Source organism: Salinibacterium sp. NG22 (assembly GCF_015864925.1).
Classification (GTDB): domain Bacteria; phylum Actinomycetota; class Actinomycetes; order Actinomycetales; family Microbacteriaceae; genus Rhodoglobus.
This window is the reverse complement of sequence record NZ_JADYWG010000001.1, coordinates 1,020,336-1,035,826: the sequence shown is the minus strand read 5'-3', so window position 1 is coordinate 1,035,826 and position 15,491 is coordinate 1,020,336. Positions and strand designations below refer to the sequence as shown.

At 61.5% G+C, this 15,491-nt stretch carries 18 protein-coding genes and 1 tRNA gene; 10 read left to right on the top strand and 9 right to left on the bottom strand.

What is annotated here, in order from left to right:
• Positions 1–56: 56 nt before the first annotated feature.
• Both I6E81_RS05070 and I6E81_RS05065 read left to right on the top strand, forming a co-directional pair.
• The gene (locus I6E81_RS05070) at positions 57–1,097 is read left to right on the top strand and encodes an alcohol dehydrogenase catalytic domain-containing protein (protein ID WP_197106281.1); all 1,041 of its coding nucleotides are present in this window, start codon (positions 57–59) and stop codon (positions 1,095–1,097) included.
• A gap of 178 nt (positions 1,098–1,275) precedes the next feature.
• Positions 1,276–2,316: an alcohol dehydrogenase catalytic domain-containing protein gene (locus tag I6E81_RS05065; protein WP_197106280.1), complete on the top strand. Its 1,041-nt coding sequence runs from the start codon at positions 1,276–1,278 to the stop codon at positions 2,314–2,316.
• A gap of 46 nt (positions 2,317–2,362) precedes the next feature.
• On the opposite strand, the gene dapC is transcribed toward I6E81_RS05065, so the two are convergent.
• Both dapC and I6E81_RS05055 read right to left on the bottom strand, forming a co-directional pair.
• Positions 2,363–3,448, bottom strand: a complete 1,086-nt coding sequence (gene dapC / locus I6E81_RS05060; RefSeq protein WP_307784103.1) for a succinyldiaminopimelate transaminase — start codon at positions 3,446–3,448, stop codon at positions 2,363–2,365.
• Between the two features lie 315 nt (positions 3,449–3,763).
• Positions 3,764–3,837, bottom strand: a tRNA-Thr gene (locus tag I6E81_RS05055).
• Between the two features lie 36 nt (positions 3,838–3,873).
• On the opposite strand from I6E81_RS05055, the gene I6E81_RS05050 reads away from it, so the two are divergent.
• Complete coding sequence (locus tag I6E81_RS05050; protein WP_197106279.1) at positions 3,874–4,845, top strand: DMT family transporter; 972 nt, start codon at positions 3,874–3,876, stop codon at positions 4,843–4,845.
• Here I6E81_RS05050 and msrB read toward each other — a convergent pair.
• A complete protein-coding gene (msrB, locus tag I6E81_RS05045; RefSeq protein WP_197106278.1) occupies positions 4,842–5,240 on the bottom strand; it encodes a peptide-methionine (R)-S-oxide reductase MsrB in 399 nt (132 codons plus the stop codon). The two genes, I6E81_RS05050 and msrB, sit on opposite strands and share 4 nt — an antisense overlap.
• Positions 5,241–5,293: 53 nt before the next feature.
• Here msrB and I6E81_RS05040 point away from each other — a divergent pair, with 53 nt between their 5' ends.
• Positions 5,294–5,752, top strand: a complete 459-nt coding sequence (locus I6E81_RS05040) for a GNAT family N-acetyltransferase (RefSeq protein ID WP_307784102.1) — start codon at positions 5,294–5,296, stop codon at positions 5,750–5,752.
• Positions 5,752–6,552, top strand: a complete 801-nt coding sequence (locus tag I6E81_RS05035) for an HtaA domain-containing protein (RefSeq protein WP_197106277.1) — start codon at positions 5,752–5,754, stop codon at positions 6,550–6,552. The genes I6E81_RS05040 and I6E81_RS05035 overlap by 1 nt, the downstream gene beginning before the upstream one ends.
• 8 nt (positions 6,553–6,560) lie before the next feature.
• On the opposite strand, the gene I6E81_RS05030 is transcribed toward I6E81_RS05035, so the two are convergent.
• Positions 6,561–7,667, bottom strand: a complete 1,107-nt coding sequence (locus tag I6E81_RS05030) for an ABC transporter substrate-binding protein (protein ID WP_197106276.1) — start codon at positions 7,665–7,667, stop codon at positions 6,561–6,563.
• A gap of 134 nt (positions 7,668–7,801) precedes the next feature.
• Here I6E81_RS05030 and I6E81_RS05025 point away from each other — a divergent pair, with 134 nt between their 5' ends.
• The 3 genes from I6E81_RS05025 (at position 7,802) to groL (ending at position 10,557) form a co-directional block, all read left to right on the top strand.
• On the top strand, positions 7,802–8,098 hold the full coding sequence (locus I6E81_RS05025) for a DUF3263 domain-containing protein (RefSeq protein ID WP_197106275.1): 297 nt from the start codon (positions 7,802–7,804) through the stop codon (positions 8,096–8,098).
• Positions 8,099–8,101: 3 nt separating this feature from the next.
• Positions 8,102–8,698 (top strand): LytR C-terminal domain-containing protein, encoded by a 597-nt coding sequence (locus tag I6E81_RS05020; RefSeq protein WP_197106274.1) that lies wholly within the window; start codon positions 8,102–8,104, stop codon positions 8,696–8,698.
• Positions 8,699–8,928: 230 nt separating this feature from the next.
• The gene (gene groL, locus I6E81_RS05015) at positions 8,929–10,557 is read left to right on the top strand and encodes a chaperonin GroEL (RefSeq protein WP_197106273.1); all 1,629 of its coding nucleotides are present in this window, start codon (positions 8,929–8,931) and stop codon (positions 10,555–10,557) included.
• A gap of 202 nt (positions 10,558–10,759) precedes the next feature.
• Here the strand turns inward: groL and I6E81_RS05010 are convergent, their stop codons facing one another.
• The 3 genes from I6E81_RS05010 to I6E81_RS05000 all read right to left on the bottom strand — a co-directional run bounded on the left by I6E81_RS05010 (position 10,760) and on the right by I6E81_RS05000 (position 13,597).
• Positions 10,760–11,050 (bottom strand): WXG100 family type VII secretion target, encoded by a 291-nt coding sequence (locus tag I6E81_RS05010; protein ID WP_197106272.1) that lies wholly within the window; start codon positions 11,048–11,050, stop codon positions 10,760–10,762.
• A gap of 39 nt (positions 11,051–11,089) precedes the next feature.
• Complete coding sequence (locus I6E81_RS05005; protein WP_197106271.1) at positions 11,090–12,811, bottom strand: HAMP domain-containing sensor histidine kinase; 1,722 nt, start codon at positions 12,809–12,811, stop codon at positions 11,090–11,092.
• A gap of 93 nt (positions 12,812–12,904) precedes the next feature.
• Positions 12,905–13,597: a response regulator transcription factor gene (locus tag I6E81_RS05000; RefSeq protein ID WP_197106270.1), complete on the bottom strand. Its 693-nt coding sequence runs from the start codon at positions 13,595–13,597 to the stop codon at positions 12,905–12,907.
• Between the two features lie 143 nt (positions 13,598–13,740).
• Between I6E81_RS05000 and I6E81_RS04995 the strand changes: the two genes are divergently transcribed.
• A complete protein-coding gene (locus I6E81_RS04995; RefSeq protein WP_197106269.1) occupies positions 13,741–14,013 on the top strand; it encodes a hypothetical protein in 273 nt (90 codons plus the stop codon).
• Positions 14,014–14,023: 10 nt separating this feature from the next.
• Here the strand turns inward: I6E81_RS04995 and I6E81_RS04990 are convergent, their stop codons facing one another.
• Both I6E81_RS04990 and I6E81_RS04985 read right to left on the bottom strand, forming a co-directional pair.
• Positions 14,024–14,587, bottom strand: coding sequence for a hypothetical protein (locus tag I6E81_RS04990; protein ID WP_197106268.1), 564 nt, complete (start codon positions 14,585–14,587; stop codon positions 14,024–14,026).
• Between the two features lie 10 nt (positions 14,588–14,597).
• Positions 14,598–14,786, bottom strand: a complete 189-nt coding sequence (locus I6E81_RS04985) for a hypothetical protein (protein ID WP_197106267.1) — start codon at positions 14,784–14,786, stop codon at positions 14,598–14,600.
• 181 nt (positions 14,787–14,967) lie between these two features.
• Here I6E81_RS04985 and I6E81_RS04980 point away from each other — a divergent pair, with 181 nt between their 5' ends.
• Positions 14,968–15,438, top strand: coding sequence for a nucleoside deaminase (locus I6E81_RS04980; protein WP_197106266.1), 471 nt, complete (start codon positions 14,968–14,970; stop codon positions 15,436–15,438).
• The last annotated feature ends 53 nt before the right edge of the window (positions 15,439–15,491 follow it).

Here is a 15,491-nt window from a genome sequence, read left to right as displayed (position 1 = left end):
CTCGCTGAACAAACACTGATTCGTTGCTGGGCGCGAATCGGGCGTTGAATAGACTCATGCGAGCTACTTACATTTACGGCGCCGGCGATGTCCGCGTCATCACTGCCCCTGACCCCACGCTCATCGAGAGCACCGACGCAGTCGTTCGCATTACGCGGGCGTGCGTGTGCGGCAGCGACCTGCACCCATTCCATTCGATGCCAGCGGATGCGGATGCTCGCCCCATAGGCCACGAATTCATCGGCGTTGTCGAAGAGCTTGGCAAAGACGTTTCTACGCTCAAGGTCGGCGACTTCGTCATCGCGCCGTTCGCGTACTCCGACGGAACCTGCGAGTTCTGCCTCGAAGGACTCCAGACCTCGTGCATCCACGGTGGCTACTGGGGCAACGGTGGCATCACGGGCGGCCAGGCCGAAGCCGTGCGCGTGCCCTTCGCTGACGGCACCCTCGTGAAGGTTCCCGGCACCGTTGACGAGTCACAGTACGCCGGCCTCTTGTCTCTCTCTGACGTCTATGCCACCGGCTGGCACGCCGCCTACAAGGCTCGCGTCGCTCCCGGCCAGACCGTTACCGTGATCGGTGACGGCGCTGTCGGCCTCCTCGCTGTGCTCTCTGCCAAGCAGATGGGTGCTGAGCGCATCATCCTCATGGGGCGCCACAAGGCACGCACCGACCTTGGCATCCACTTCGGAGCCACGGATGTCGTAGCCGAGCGGGGCGAAGAAGGCATCGCCATGGTGCGCGAACTCACCGGCGGCTCCGGAAGCCACGCGGTTCTCGAAGCTGTCGGCTTCATGCCCGCCTACGAGCAGGCCCTCGGGGTCGTTCGTGCCGGCGGAGTGATCAGCCGTGTCGGCGTTCCGCAGTACGAGAATGCGCCTGTCGGCCGCGGCAGTCTCTTCGGCAAGAACGTCGGCCTTGTCGGCGGTGTGGCCCCCGCTCGCGCCTACATCGAGCAACTGCTGCCTGGTGTGCTCGACGGAACCGTCAACCCCGGCCTTGTCTTCGACCAGACCGTGAAACTCGAGCAGACCCCCGACGGCTACACCGCGATGGATGAGCGCACCGCTCTCAAGGTGATGGTCGACCCGACGTAGCAGTCGCGCGGCATCCCGACGACTAGCGGGAGGGCTCAATGCCGCCTGCGGACGACGTGGATGCTCTGCCAGAAATCGAAAATCACGCCGTGTAGGGTTGTTTCGTCATCTGGTCGCGCGTTCACGGATCCACGTGGAGAACGACTTCAGCCGCAGGCTTATAGTGCGAGGAAACCCTATGAAGGCAACATTTCTTTACGGCGCGGGCGACGTCCGAGTGGAGACAGTAGCGGACCCGGTGATCCAGCTTCCGACAGACGCTATCGTCCGGGTGGTTCGTGCGTGTGTCTGTGGCTCAGACTTGCACCCGTATCACACGCGTAAGCCAGGCCTGGTTGGTGCTCCGATGGGCCACGAGATGGTCGGAGTAGTCGAAGAAATCGGCTCTGAGGTTTCTACCGTGAAGCGAGGGGACCTCGTCGTCGCCACGTTTACGTACCAAGACAACACCTGCGTTTTCTGCCAAGAAGGATTCCACACATCGTGCCTCCACGGCGGCTTCTACAACAAGCCCGAAGTCGGCGGCTTCCAAGCGGAATACGCACGGGTGCCGCAGGCAGACGGCAGCCTGGTGACGGTGCCGGGCGTCGACGAGAAAAGTGAACTGATTCCGTCGCTTCTCGCCCTGTCCGATGTTTACCTCACTGGCTATCACGCCGCGCACATGGGGCGGGTCGGTGCGGGCAAGACTGTGACAGTGATCGGCGACGGCGCGGTCGGGTTGTCGGCCGTACTGGCGTCAAAGAAGCTCGGGGCCGAGCGGGTCATCCTCATGGGGCGGCATCAGTCGCGCACTGATCTCGGTGTCGAGTTCGGGGCAGACGAGATCGTGGCCGAGCGCGGAGAAGAAGGAGTCGCCCGGGTGCGCGAACTCACCCGCGGCGAGGGTAGCCACGTCGTTATCGAGGCGGTTGGCCACTTCCCGGCATACCAGCAAGCTTTGGGATCCGTCCGTGTGGGCGGCACCATCTCGCGCGTAGGCGTTCCCCAGTATTCCGAGGCTCCGATCGGATGGGGTTCACTCTTCAGCCGCAACATTACGCTCACGGGTGGCCCCGCCCCCGTGCGCGCCTACATCGAATCCGCGCTCCAGGACGTGCTCGACGGCTCGATCGCCCCGGGTCGCGTCTTTGACCGCGTCGTGGGTATCGACGAGGTTGCACTGGGATACGCCGCCATGGACTCGCGCGAGAGCCTCAAGGTGATGGTCGCCTTCTAGGCCCCGAGCTGGTTTCTCGTCAGCGGGACCACGAGCTGTGGTCCCGTCAGCGGGACCATGACTGGAGCGCGGTGATAGCCCGGTCGAGGTATTCATCGCGAACCGTCACGGCAAAGCGCACGAATTGCGTGCCGCTCGGACCGTAGAACTCGCCGGGCGAGACAAGCACGCCGATGTCGGCGAGCGCCATCGCGGTATCAATTCCGCTTTCGCCCCGCGTGGCCCAGAGGTACAGGCCGCTTTCCGAGCCGTGAATCTGGAGTCCGGCTGCCTCGACGGCAACTCGGAGACGCTCGAGGCGGGAGGAGTAGAGGGCGCGCTGCTCGGCCACGTGCTCATCATCGGACAGGACTGCGCTGAGCACCTGCTGCACGGGCGCGGGGACCATGAGACCTAGGCTGCGGCGCTTCGACGCGATCTTTCCGATCAGTTGCTCGTCTCCGGCGATCATGCCGCCTCGGTACCCAGCCATGTTGGACTGCTTGCTGACCGAATAGCAGGCGAGAACCTGGCTCATGTCGTCGCCAACCACTCTCGGGTCGAGGATGGAGGGGATCCGCTGCCCGTCGACCTCATTCAACACGGCGTAGCACTCGTCGCCGACGATCACCGCACCGAGCTCACGAGCTCGGGCGACAGCACGACGCAACTCCTCAACGGTCAAGGTCTGACCGTCGGGGTTGCGGGGGGAGTTCAGCCAAATGAGTTTGGTCGCTTCAGGCCACTTGGCCGGATCGTCCTCCGCGACGACGCTGGCGCCCACGGCGAGCGCCCCCGCTTCATAGGCGGGATAAGCCAGTGCGGGGCGTACCACGACGTCATCCGCGCCCAGCCCGAGCAAAAATGGCAGTAGACCCAACAGCTCTTTGGACCCGATCGTGGGTAGAACACCCTCTCGATTGAGAGGGACGCCACGTACGCGGTCGAACCAGTTCACCATCGCGTCACGCAACTCGACGACCCCAATGGTCAGGGGATAGCCAGGTGCGCCGCCCGCTGAAGCCAGCGCATCAATAAAGACTTGCGGCGTCGGGTCGACAGGGGACGCGGTCGCGAGGTCGGCAAACCCGCCCGGGTGGGCGACTGCGCGACGGCGGAGCTCGGCCGACACCTCCATCGCTGAAGGGCTCACAGGAGCCGAAGACCCCACGGGGGCGCTCACGCGGCTACTCCGGAGCAGCGAATCGAACGAATCGATACCGCCAGGGGAAGGGGCGATCGGGCTCCGGTGTGGTTAAAGAAAGCATCCATGTCATCCATAAAATCAGCGCTTCCTATGAATCTCATGGACGTGAACAGCCCATTGGTGTTGCGGGCACCGCTTTTAGGGTGATGAATGACCCGACGTATTAGACGTGTGGCACTCCGCCGACGGCCACTGGTTAAACAGCGATGTCGAGGACAGCTAGGGTTAAAACAACCCCGACTGCCCTCGACATCTTTGCTGGGCCTCCTGTCGGATTCGAACCGACGACCCCCGCTTTACAAGAGCGGTGCTCTAGCCAGCTGAGCTAAGGAGGCTTGGGCCAACGCCCTATTTTAGACATGACTTCACCTATGCTCCCAACCAACCCGCGCAGTCGCCGTCGCGCGCTCGCCGGAATCATCGCTGCAATCGTCGCTGGAGCCCTTGTTGCAGGCCAAAGTCGCATCAATGGAGAGCTCGCAGTAGAACTTCACGATTCGACTCTCGCGGCCCTCATTTCGTTCGGATCAGGGCTCGTCATCCTCACTCTGATCGTTCCGTTTGTGCCGAGTGCACGCGCCGGCTTCCGCACCCTGGGCGTCGAAGTGAGAAGCAAACGTCTTCCCTGGTGGTATCTCACCGGTGGAACCTTTGGCGCATTTTTCGTGCTCACTCAAGGTCTCGCTGCAACAGCCCTCGGAGTAGCGCTGTTCACCGTTGCGGTAGTGGCGAGTCAAACCATTAGCTCTGCGGTCATCGACCGAGTCGGAATCGGCAGCCTGCAGAAGCGGCCCGTTACTCCGCTCCGAGTGGCGGCATCCGCCCTCGCCGTGGGCGCAGTCATTTTTTCGGGGCTGTCAGACCTGCGCCTCGACGGACCCTTCCTGCTGGTGTTCTTGCCGCTTGCCGCTGGCTTCGGGATCGGATGGCAGCAAGCCATCAATGGTCACGTGCGGCATGTGACGCGTTCGCCGCTCACCGCGACCTACGTCAACTTCATTGCGGGCACCTCGGTGCTGGCCATCGCAGCGATCGTTTTTGGTTTTGTTGGCGGCTGGCAGCACGAGTTCCCCACCGACCTGACGCTGTATCTCGGGGGAGCGATCGGCGTGATCTTCATCATCGTTGCCGCAGTGCTCGTGCCCATCACCGGAGTGCTGTTCTTTGCCCTTGGCTCGATCGCCGGGCAATTACTCGGAGCGCTCGCTCTCGAACTTCTTTTGCCCACAGACAGCGATGGGGTGGCACCAACCACCATAATCGGCGTGGTACTCACCCTCATCGCAGTGGCGATCGCTTCGCTCTCCGGCAAGCGACCGCCCAAAACGCTGCTGTCGAACTAGTCCTGCTCGTCGAACTCCAGCGAGCTCGAGTTCAAGCAGAAACGGTCACCGGTCGGTGTCTGGCTGGCGTCGTCAAAAAGATGTCCGAGGTGTGAGCCGCAGGTTGCACAGACAACCTCGGTGCGCACCATCCCGAGTGAGCGGTCTTCACGCAGCTCAACAGCATCCGGGTTGATTGCTTCGTAGAAGCTTGGCCATCCCGAACCGGAGTCGAACTTGGTGTCGCTCTTGAACAGCTCTGCGCTGCACGCACCGCAACGGTAGGTTCCCGCACGCTTTTCGTCGAGAAGGGCGCCAGACCACGGACGGTCGGTGCCGGCTTCACGCAGCACTGAAAACTTGATTCCGAGCTCTTCGCGCCATTGCTCGTCTGTCTTAGTCACCTTGTACGTCATGTGGTCTCCTCTATTCGTGAGCTTTCTCTGCTCAGTACATTAAACTCGGGGATGTGCCTATTGATTCCGTGATCGCCAAGTCTTGGGGCGAAATAACAACATCCGAGCTCTACTCGATCATGAAACTGCGCACTGACGTATTTTTTGTTGAGCAAAAAGTCGACGAGACCGAACTTGATGACCGTGATCAAGAGGATGCCACCCGCCACTATTGGCTCGCCGACGGTGCTGACGTCGTCGCCTACATCCGCGTCCTGTTCAACGAGACAGCCGAACACCTCGACGGTCACCGTGTCATCGGTCGCGTTGTCGTGCGCGACGACCACCGCGGTGAAGGCCTCGCCCAGATCATCATGAAGCGCATCGTTGACGACTTCGGTGGCGAAGGGATGCTGCTGCACGCCCAGGAATACATCGTGCCGCTCTACACAAAGTTCGGTTTCGAAGCCTTTGGTGAGCTCTACGACGAAGCCACCATCATGCACCAGTCGATGTACCGCGCAGGTCGCTAATGCGCGGCCTCAACGTCTGCGTGCTCGGCCCCGCCGCGCTCATCGTCACCGCTGTTCTTATTGCGCTGACGCCGATGACCAGCAATGCTGCAGTTCTGGATGCCGCGGGCACCCCTTCTGCGCCGGCAGACGTCACCCTCGCGGCCGACTCTGACAGCTGTGACGTGACGGATGCCGCCATCACCTGGGGCCTCAAAGAGTCACTGCGGTCATACATCAGCGGCACCATCGCCAACGGCGAATGGGCGGTGAGCGACGGTGCCACCTACGAAACTCCCAACTTCGGTTGGACGGCAGGCTCCGGCCAACTCGACGCGGGCAGCGGCACTCTGGCTTTTGACGGCAGCCTTCGCCTCACGGGCCACGACGGCATCCTCGACACCACCCTCACGGGCCTTGAGATCGTCTTCGACGGCAGCACGACCGCCAACCTCGTTTTCGATGTCTTTGGAACGACCCAAGAAGGGCTCCCCGTAAACGAGAGTGCTGTCGAGTTCGCCACGATTGATGTCTCAGGCATCACCGTCGCCGATGGCGTAGCAACGCTCGCGGGCGCACCCGTCGTGCTCACTGAAGCAGGATCCGAAGCCTTCGGCACCTATCCGGCTGGGGAAGAATTCGACCCCATCACCGTCACTTTCAGCGCCAACCCCGAGTGCATGCCGCAACCTCAGGATGGCAACCAAGCCCTGCTAAGCGCTCTCATCATCGTCGGCGCCATCATCGCAATCCTCGTAGCGATCGCCATCGTTCTGATTCTGGGACGCCGGCGCCGCCGCAAGCGCGCTGCGGCAATGTAGCTGACGCTCTACGAACCTGATGTTGGCGCGTAAATCGCCCGAGCGAGAGCATCAAGCACCGTGACCGTGCGCGGGCCGAAGCTCAAAATTTCGCCGTCATCCATCTCGACGAAGCGCTGGTTCTTGCCCGCTTCGGTGAGCGCGACCGCGGGGCGGGCTTCGAGCAATCCACTCACGCCGCCAACACTGTCGAGACCGCCCGTCATCACCAGAATGAGATCAGGGTTGGCCGCGACCATCGCCTCGTCGGTCATAGGGCGCATGCCTTCGAGACCGATCTCGGCTGCGACATCCACACCGCCGAGCGCATCGATCAGCACATCTGAGCCCGACTCTTGACCGAACAAGTAGTAGATCCCTGACGTGCCCCGCAAGTAGACGAACATCATCCGCAGCCGGTCACCCGAGGGAACGATCTGAGCGATCTCCGCAACCTTCGCCTCGATCGTGGCGCTGAGCTCCGCAGCCAAGGCGTCGCCGGCGGCGGAAACCCCCAGCGCGGCTGCCGTTTGACGTGCCAACTCGGCGATGCCCTCAAGAGAAGGGTCCGTGTCGACGAACACCACCGGAATGCCCGCATCGCGCAGTTGCAGCACCACATCGATCGGGCCAATCGAGCCATCCGTCAATACAAGATCAGGGCGCAGCGCCAAAATGGCCTCGCTATTGACGGTGTGAGCGTTCGACGTAATCACCGGAAGAGTGGATGCCTCATCAAACGTCGTTGAAATATCCCGCGCCACCAGCGAATCCAGCATTCCCAGACCGGCAATCGTCGCCGCGATGGAGCCCGAAATGTCCATAGAAATCACGCGGTCAGTCGATGACACCGTGACGGGCACATCGCCAGCCAAATCGTGCGAAACCACCGTCACCGGCAACGACTGGGCGGGAGCGCTCGGGGGAGCGAGGATTCCGGATGACGGAAGCGCCGCCTGCACCAGCCCGCTGTAATCCTTCGCATCATCCAGCACCGTCAACGCGGTGAGGGGAGAAGCGAGATCAGCCGTGACCGTCACCGTCGGAGTCTCCGCAATAGTGGCAGCCGAACATCCACTGGCGGCAAGCACAACACCAGACAACACCGCCGCAGCAGTGAACAGTCGAGTGCGCATGACAACCAATCAGAAATATCGGGTACTAAGGCAATCCTAACCTCGACTCGCTCCAATTGGTCCACGAAGCCGAGTCGTTCGGCGGGCGCGCAGCCCCAACGCCCTAGGCTTGCCAACACAGTGGAGGTATTGCCGTGTCCGAAAACGAAGCCGCGTCGCATCCCACTACACGCCTGTCCGAACGCGACAGCCTCATCCTCGACTTTGAGCGCGAATGGACCCGACACGTCGGCGCCAAAGAAGAGGCCATTAGCTCCCAGTTTCAGGTGTCAAGCGCGCGCTATTATCAAATGCTCAATGCGGTAATCGACTCACCGGCAGCCGTGCGCTACGACCCCATGTTGGTCTCGCGACTGCGCCGCAATCGAGACAACCGGATGCGCAACCGATCAGTGCGCACCCCCGACCACAACGAAGAATTGACAGACTAAGCAATGGCGAGTTACCCGAAAGACCGATTCGACGAACTACCCGACGACGTCGACCGCATAGGAGCCCACCGTGGCCCTCGACGACGCGGACGCGGCTGGATCGGCTTCGCCTGGGCCCTGCTCGCCACCGGCGTGCTTGTCTTCGGCGGTCTCTTCGCCCTCAGCCAGTACCTCGATGACGACCTCGGCATCCCCTTCTTCGCCACACCAGAAGAGGCTGTCGTCACCCCCGAACCCACCGAAACCGTGCCGCCCGTCACCGACCCCGCCGCAATAGACCCCGAACGCGCGCTCACCATCGACGTGCTCAACGGAACACCGGAAAGCGGACTCCAAACCACCGTCTTTGACGAGCTCACCGCAGCAGGATGGCCGACAGGCAGCGCAGCCCCCGCCTCCGCGCGAGACATCGAAGACACCTACGTTTATTACAGCAATCCCGACGATGAAGATGTCGCTGCCGGCCTTGTTGCCGCCATCGGCCGCGGCGAAATTCGCCTCGTGGAAGAAGACATCTTCCCCGGCGCAGAACTCACCGTCGTTCTTGGCACCGACTACCTCACCCCCTCAGCAGAAGCCACAGAAGAGCCCACAGAATAAAGGGAAGCCCGCACTGCGGGCTGACGCACGCTCGCCCTGATGGGGTGCGCTGCGTCGACTTCTGATTGCCCCCTCCGAGTGCGCTGGGCTGTCTTGCACTCGCCCCTGTCGAGTGCGCTGCGCCGTCTTGCACTCACCCCTGTCGAGTGCTAATTTTGACCTTGGCACTCGCACAGTTCGAGTGCCAACTTATTCGCTTGTACGACGTCCGGGAGGGACGAGAAACACACATGGCAAAGATCATTGCTTTCAACGAAGAGGCCCGTCGCGGCCTTGAGCGCGGCCTGAACATTCTCGCTGACGCCGTAAAGGTCACGCTCGGCCCACGTGGCCGCAACGTAGTTCTTGAGAAGAAGTGGGGCGCTCCCACCATCACGAACGACGGTGTATCCATCGCCAAAGAAATCGAGCTCGACGATCCTTTCGAAAAGATCGGTGCTGAACTCGTCAAAGAGGTAGCAAAGAAGACGGATGACGTTGCCGGAGACGGTACGACCACTTCTGTTGTTCTTGCTCAGGCTCTCGTTCGCGAAGGCCTCCGTAACGTTGCTGCGGGTGCAGACCCCATCAGCCTCAAGCGCGGTATCGAAAAGGCAACCAACTCGGTCATCGAGGCACTCATTGCGAGCGCCAAGGAGATCGAGACCAAGGAAGAGATCGCGGCTACCGCATCCATTTCTGCTGGTGACCCCGAGATCGGTGCACTTATCGCTGAGGCGATCGACAAGGTCGGCAAGGAAGGTGTTGTCACCGTTGAGGAGTCGAACACGTTCGGCACCGAGCTTGAGCTCACCGAAGGTATGCGCTTCGACAAGGGATTCCTGTCGGCATACTTCGTCACCGACCAGGAGCGCCAGGAAGCGGTCTTCGAAGACCCCTACGTTCTTATCGTCAACGGCAAGATCTCGAACATCAAGGATCTGCTCCCCATCGTCGACAAGGTAATCCAGAGTGGCAAGCAGCTGCTCATCATTGCTGAAGACGTTGACGGAGAAGCACTCGCAACTCTCGTTGTGAACAAGATCCGTGGCATCTTCAAGTCGGTTGCTGTCAAGGCTCCTGGCTTCGGAGACCGTCGCAAGGCTCAGCTCGCTGACATCGCCATCCTCACCGGTGGCCAGGTCATCTCTGAAGAAGTTGGACTCAAGCTCGAGAACGCAACTCTCGAACTCCTCGGTCGCGCCCGCAAGGTCGTTATCACCAAGGACGAGACCACGATCATCGAAGGTGCTGGTGAAGAAGAGGCGATCGCAGGTCGCGTCAAGCAGATCCGTGCCGAGATCGACAACACTGACAGCGACTACGACCGTGAGAAGCTCCAAGAGCGTCTCGCCAAGCTCGCCGGTGGTGTTGCAGTTATCAAGGCTGGTGCCGCAACTGAGGTTGAACTCAAGGAGCGCAAGCACCGCATTGAGGACGCAGTCCGCAACGCCAAGGCTGCTGTTGAAGAGGGAATCGTCGCCGGTGGTGGCGTGGCCCTGATTCAGGCTGGCAAGATCGCATTCGACAGCCAGGCAATGGCTGACTTGGTCGGCGACGAAGCAACCGGAGCGAACATCGTCCGCGTTGCTATCGACGCACCGCTCAAGCAGATCGCACTCAACGCAGGCATGGAGCCCGGTGTTGTTGCTGACAAGGTCCGCAACCTCCCCATCGGTCACGGCCTCAACGCAGCAACCGGCGAATACGTCGACATGCTCGCTGCAGGCATCAATGACCCGGTAAAGGTAACGCGTTCGGCTCTGCTCAACGCATCGTCGATCGCCGGTCTGTTCTTGACGACCGAAGCCGTCGTTGCTGACAAGCCTGAGAAGAACCCGGCACCCATGGGTGACCCGTCGGGCGGAATGGACTTCTAAGTCCCACCGCTCTACACAGCTTCACTGCACTACACAGAATGGGCGTCTCCTTCGGGAGGCGCCCATTCTGTCGTTAACGAGAGTTTCTGTGGGTGGGGGAGTCTCTAGCGCCCGCAGCATCCGCAGCGCGCTGGGCGTGCTGGGCGTGCTGGGGGTGCTGGGGGTGAGCTGGGGCGCGTTGTGAGCGTGCCTGGGCGTACCGCTAGCGGGAGAAGAGGCGCGCGTTTGCGGCTTCGATCTCCGCGTACTGCTGCCCGGCCTGGCTGAGGGCGGTATTAATCGCGGCGAGGTTCTCTTCTACGCGCTGTTGAGTGGTTTTCCAGTCGGTGACGACCGTGGAGAAGGCTGTCGCTGCCTGCCCGGTCCACGAGCCCTGCAGGTTCGTGAGTTGACCGTGAAGGCCAGCAACTTCCGCTTGGATGCGGCCAATGGAATTCTGAACCGCTCCGGTGGCGCTGAGAACGGCTTCGCTATCTACTTGGTATCGAGTCATAACTCGACGGTAGATTCCCGGTCCGCGTTGCGGCGGTCGCTATTCCGCTTCGGTGTCGTCTGACGGGCTCGGAGTGCTGGGGAGGAGAGGAAGCTCCACACGGAAGGTTGCGCCGCCTCCGGGTGTCTCAAGCGCCTGAACGGTGCCGTGGTGGGCTGTGACGATGGCCGCAACGATGGCGAGCCCTAGGCCGCTTCCGCCGGTGTCGCGGTTGCGCGAGCTGTCGGCACGCCAGAAGCGTTCGAAGACCTTGGCGCGAATCTGTTCCGGGATGCCCTCGCCGTGGTCAATAACCGACAACACAGCCAGCTGGCGCTCATGGTCAACTCCAACGCCGATCTCAACAGGAGTGTCTGTCGTGAAGCGCAGAGCGTTGGTGACCAGGTTGGTGAGTACCTGGCGAATCTTGTTCTCTTCGGCCATCACAACGGCGTTGAGGTCCTTCGGCACCGGCGCAATGGCCTGAGTGAGACGAGCAGTCGCCTTAGCGACGGCGGCAGACTTCTTGCGGGATGCCAAGCGTGAGAGGCGAGCGCCTGCGGCAGCAATGGGGCCGGTGGCGAGCGCGGCAACTCCGCGAGAGGGGGTGCTGGGATCGGGGTGTGAGCTCTCGGGGAGAGTGATCACCTTCGTGTCGGTGTCAGCATCCGCGGTGAGGTCTGCCTTGACGATCGCGTCGGAGTCAATGCGGGGGTTGGTGTTGATGACGGTGACGACGCGGCCGGTCGAGGCACGAGCATCCATCGCGGCATCATTGGCCAGCGGCAAGAGGTCGACTTCGGTGAACTGCACCGGTTTGCTGCCATCGATGCGCGCCAGCTCGAGGAGGTCTTCGACGAGCCCGCCCATGCGGATCGCTTCTTTCTCGATGCGCTCCATGGCCTGAGCGATGTCGTCCGACTTAGTGATAGCGCCCATGCGGTACAGCTCGGCGTACCCACGCACGGTGACGAGGGGGGTGCGAAGTTCGTGGCTGGCGTCACCGACGAAGCGGCGCATCTGATCAATCGTGCGCGCGCGGTCGGCGAATGCGCGGTCGATTCGGCCAAGCATGGAGTTGAGGGAGCGGTTGAGCCGCCCCACTTCTGTGTTGGGGGTGGCGACAGAGAGTCGCTGATCGAAGTCCCCGTCGGCAAAACGCGCAGCGGTCGCTTCCACTTCGCGCAGTGGCGCGAACGTCGAGGTGACCAAGAGGCGCGTGAGCGCTCCACCGACGATGACAACGGTGAGGCCGAAGAACAAGAAGATGGCGGCGTAGCGAGCCACAATGGCGTTGGAGTCGCTCAAGTCGCGGGCGATGACGATCGTCACAAAGTCAGGGCCGATGGTGCTGATCGCGGGGTAGGCAATCACTCTCCATTGCCCTCCGATGGCTGTGCTGGGAAGAGTGAACGGGGCGGTCTGTGAGTTTGCAACGGCGATCGTGAGGCCGTCGAGAACGGGGCGCGAGGCATCCTCTTCCCGGCTGTTGCAACGCATGCTGCCGTCGTGGTTGAGCACCGCGAAATAGAGGTCATTGGGCAGGCGAGACACACTGCACTGAGGATCGCGGGTCGTGCCGGTGTATTGGATGCGGCCATCGAGCCCATCGGCGGCGGCGGTGATCTTGTCGTCCGTTTGCTCGATCAGATAGTCGCGCAACACTGCGGCGGTTCCGACACCGGCAACGAGGAGCCCCATGGTGAGCAGAAGCACCGTGACTCCGGTGACCTTGGTGCGCAAAGAGATGCGGCTCCAGGCGTCGGGGATGTTCTCCTGCATGATAGTGAACGGTACCTTGCGTGTCTGGGAATCGGGAACGAATATGGCCAGCCGAACATGAACAATTACATGTCAGCTGGCCATCGTTGGTGGTTACGGCTTTGCTGCCTTCAGCATGTAGCCGAATCCGCGCTTGGTTTGGATGATCGGCTCTTCGGTGTGCTGATCGAGCTTGCGGCGCAGGTAGGAGATGTAGCTCTCTACGATGCCGGCATCGCCGTTGAAGTCGTACTCCCACACGTGATCGAGGATCTGAGCCTTCGAGAGCACGCGGTTGGGGTTCAGCATGAGGTAGCGAAGCAGCTTGAACTCGGTGGGGCTGAGTTCAATTTGTTCGTTGCCGATCGATACCTCGTGGGTGTCTTGGTCCATCGTGAGGTCACCGGCGCGGATGATCGTCTCTTCGTCATCTTGCATCGTGCGGCGAAGAATCGCCTTGATGCGGGCAACGATTTCATCGAGGCTAAACGGCTTCGTGACGTAGTCGTCACCACCGACGGTGAGGCCGGTGATCTTGTCTTCGGTGTCGTCTTTTGCCGTGAGGAACAGGATGGGGGACGTGTAGCCGGAGGCACGGAGGCGTTTGGTCACGCCAAAGCCGTTCATGTCCGGCAGCATCACGTCGAGGATGATCAAGTCGGGTTCTTCTTCGAGAACAGCCGAGATGGTCTGGGCGCCGCTTCCTACCGCGCGCACCGCAAATCCCGCGAAGCGCAAGCTCGTCGTGAGCAGATCGCGAATGTTCGGTTCGTCGTCAACAATGAGAATTTTCGGTCCGTCAGCCATGTGCCCAGTATCTGCGTGTTTCCTGAATGTGACCTGATAGCTCAGGGCGTGTCGGCAAGTTGTTCACCAGATCGTTCATTGAGTATTTGTTAATTTTAAGCATAGGGTGGCTGCATCGAGATCAGGCGAAGGGGAATCAACTGATGAAGAGATTGATCATAGGAACGCTTATCGCATTCGGCGTGGGAGCCATCGCACTCGCCGCCATCACGCTTCTGTCGAACCTCGCTCGGTCGCAAGACATTACCTGGTGGAGCGTCAATGGGGTCACCCCAATGTGGCCACTCAGCGTCGGATTCGGCGCTCTCTGGCTGATGGCCCTGAGCTTCGCTTTTCTCGTTGTGCTTTCGGTGGTCGGCCTGGCGAAAGACTTCATGATCAAGCGTCGTGCTCGCCTCGAGGGCGAACCAGTCTGAACGAAGTCGGTTATCCGGTGAGTTGAAACAGGTACGCGAACGCAGTTTTTGTGTACGCGATACCTCGACCGCTGGCGCGAATGAGGTCGGCGGTGGCCTGTTCTGGTTTCTTGGGAATCAGATAGCGATCGAGATCGCTGCTGTCGATTCTGTAGCGTCCATCGCGGTGGTGGACGCCGCCCACCAGGGTCAGACGTGGATCAAGGGCGGCGAGGCTTGCATCCCCGTGGCTGCTATTGGCCAGGAAGAGCCCGCGCGGCGCCAGATACCGCGCGCAGGAATCCCATGCGGGGCCGGTGAACAGGGCAATGATCAGGTCGAAGGATGCGTCGGCCAGCGCAAGCGGCTTCAGGAAATCGGCCTTGAGGAAAGTGATCTCGGCCGCGGCTCCCGGCAACGTGGCGCCTTCCAGCTCACTCCGGACCCGCTCGGCGTCGGCGAAGAACGCGGCGGCCCGGCGGTCGGTATCGACATAGGTGACGGCGGGGATGCTGGTCGAGGGAGACAGATCGAGGTAGCTGCCCACATTGAGGGCAGCGACCGGTGCCCAGTGCTCGAGCAGTGCGCGGTACATGCCTGACCGATCACCGATCGACTCTCGATAGCTCAGCCACGATGGGCTTGACTGCGATGACGTGGACGATGGCGACTGTGGCATAGAAAGGGGCCCCTGGGCTCTGTGGTGGGGTTCCACCGTAGCCGGTGCGGTAGCTCTCAACGGTTTGCACGATGCGGCATCCGGGCACCTCGACTTCAGGGTTACCCGGGAGCACACTGGAACGATGGATGACTCAGCCGACACCGTCGTGGGCGGCGTGTCGCCTCCTGCGCCATTTGACGGGCGCGATGCCTCCGCGTAAGTTCGCGGTAATTATTTAGTGGCACGCATCAAACATTTCTATTCATGCAACTCCTTGACTGCCGAGGATACGCACGCCCCGCAGAGGAACCGTCATGAGCGCAACAGATTCCACGAGCATGATCGAAGATGCAATGAGAGCCGCACTCGCGTTGTCACGGCAGGCAATCCAAGCGGGAGAATTTCCGTATGGAGCCGTCGTCATCGATTCGAGCGGTGCGATCGTGGGGCGTGCCCACGATCGTGTCGAGACGGATGACGATCTCACCAGTCATGCAGAAATAATGGCGGTGAAAGATGCCGTTCGCAACCACGGGCGATCCCTTGCCGGATGCACCCTCGTGAGCGGAGTCGAGCCCTGCGCCATGTGCTTCTCTGCCGCCTGGACGGCGGGCGTCGAGCATCTGGTTTTCGGCCTCAGCATGAGTGAAATGCTCGAACTGCGGCCCGACGCCCTCGACGAGATCTCCATCGATTCCACTGCGCTGAGCGCGCTCACTACCCGACGCCTCAGCGTTGCATCGGGTGTGCTCGCCGAGGAGTGCCGAGCCCTCTGGGCGCGCTAGTCCAGAGGCAGCGCTCGGTTGAGGCCAGCAGCGCGACTGGATGCTGGGCGGAG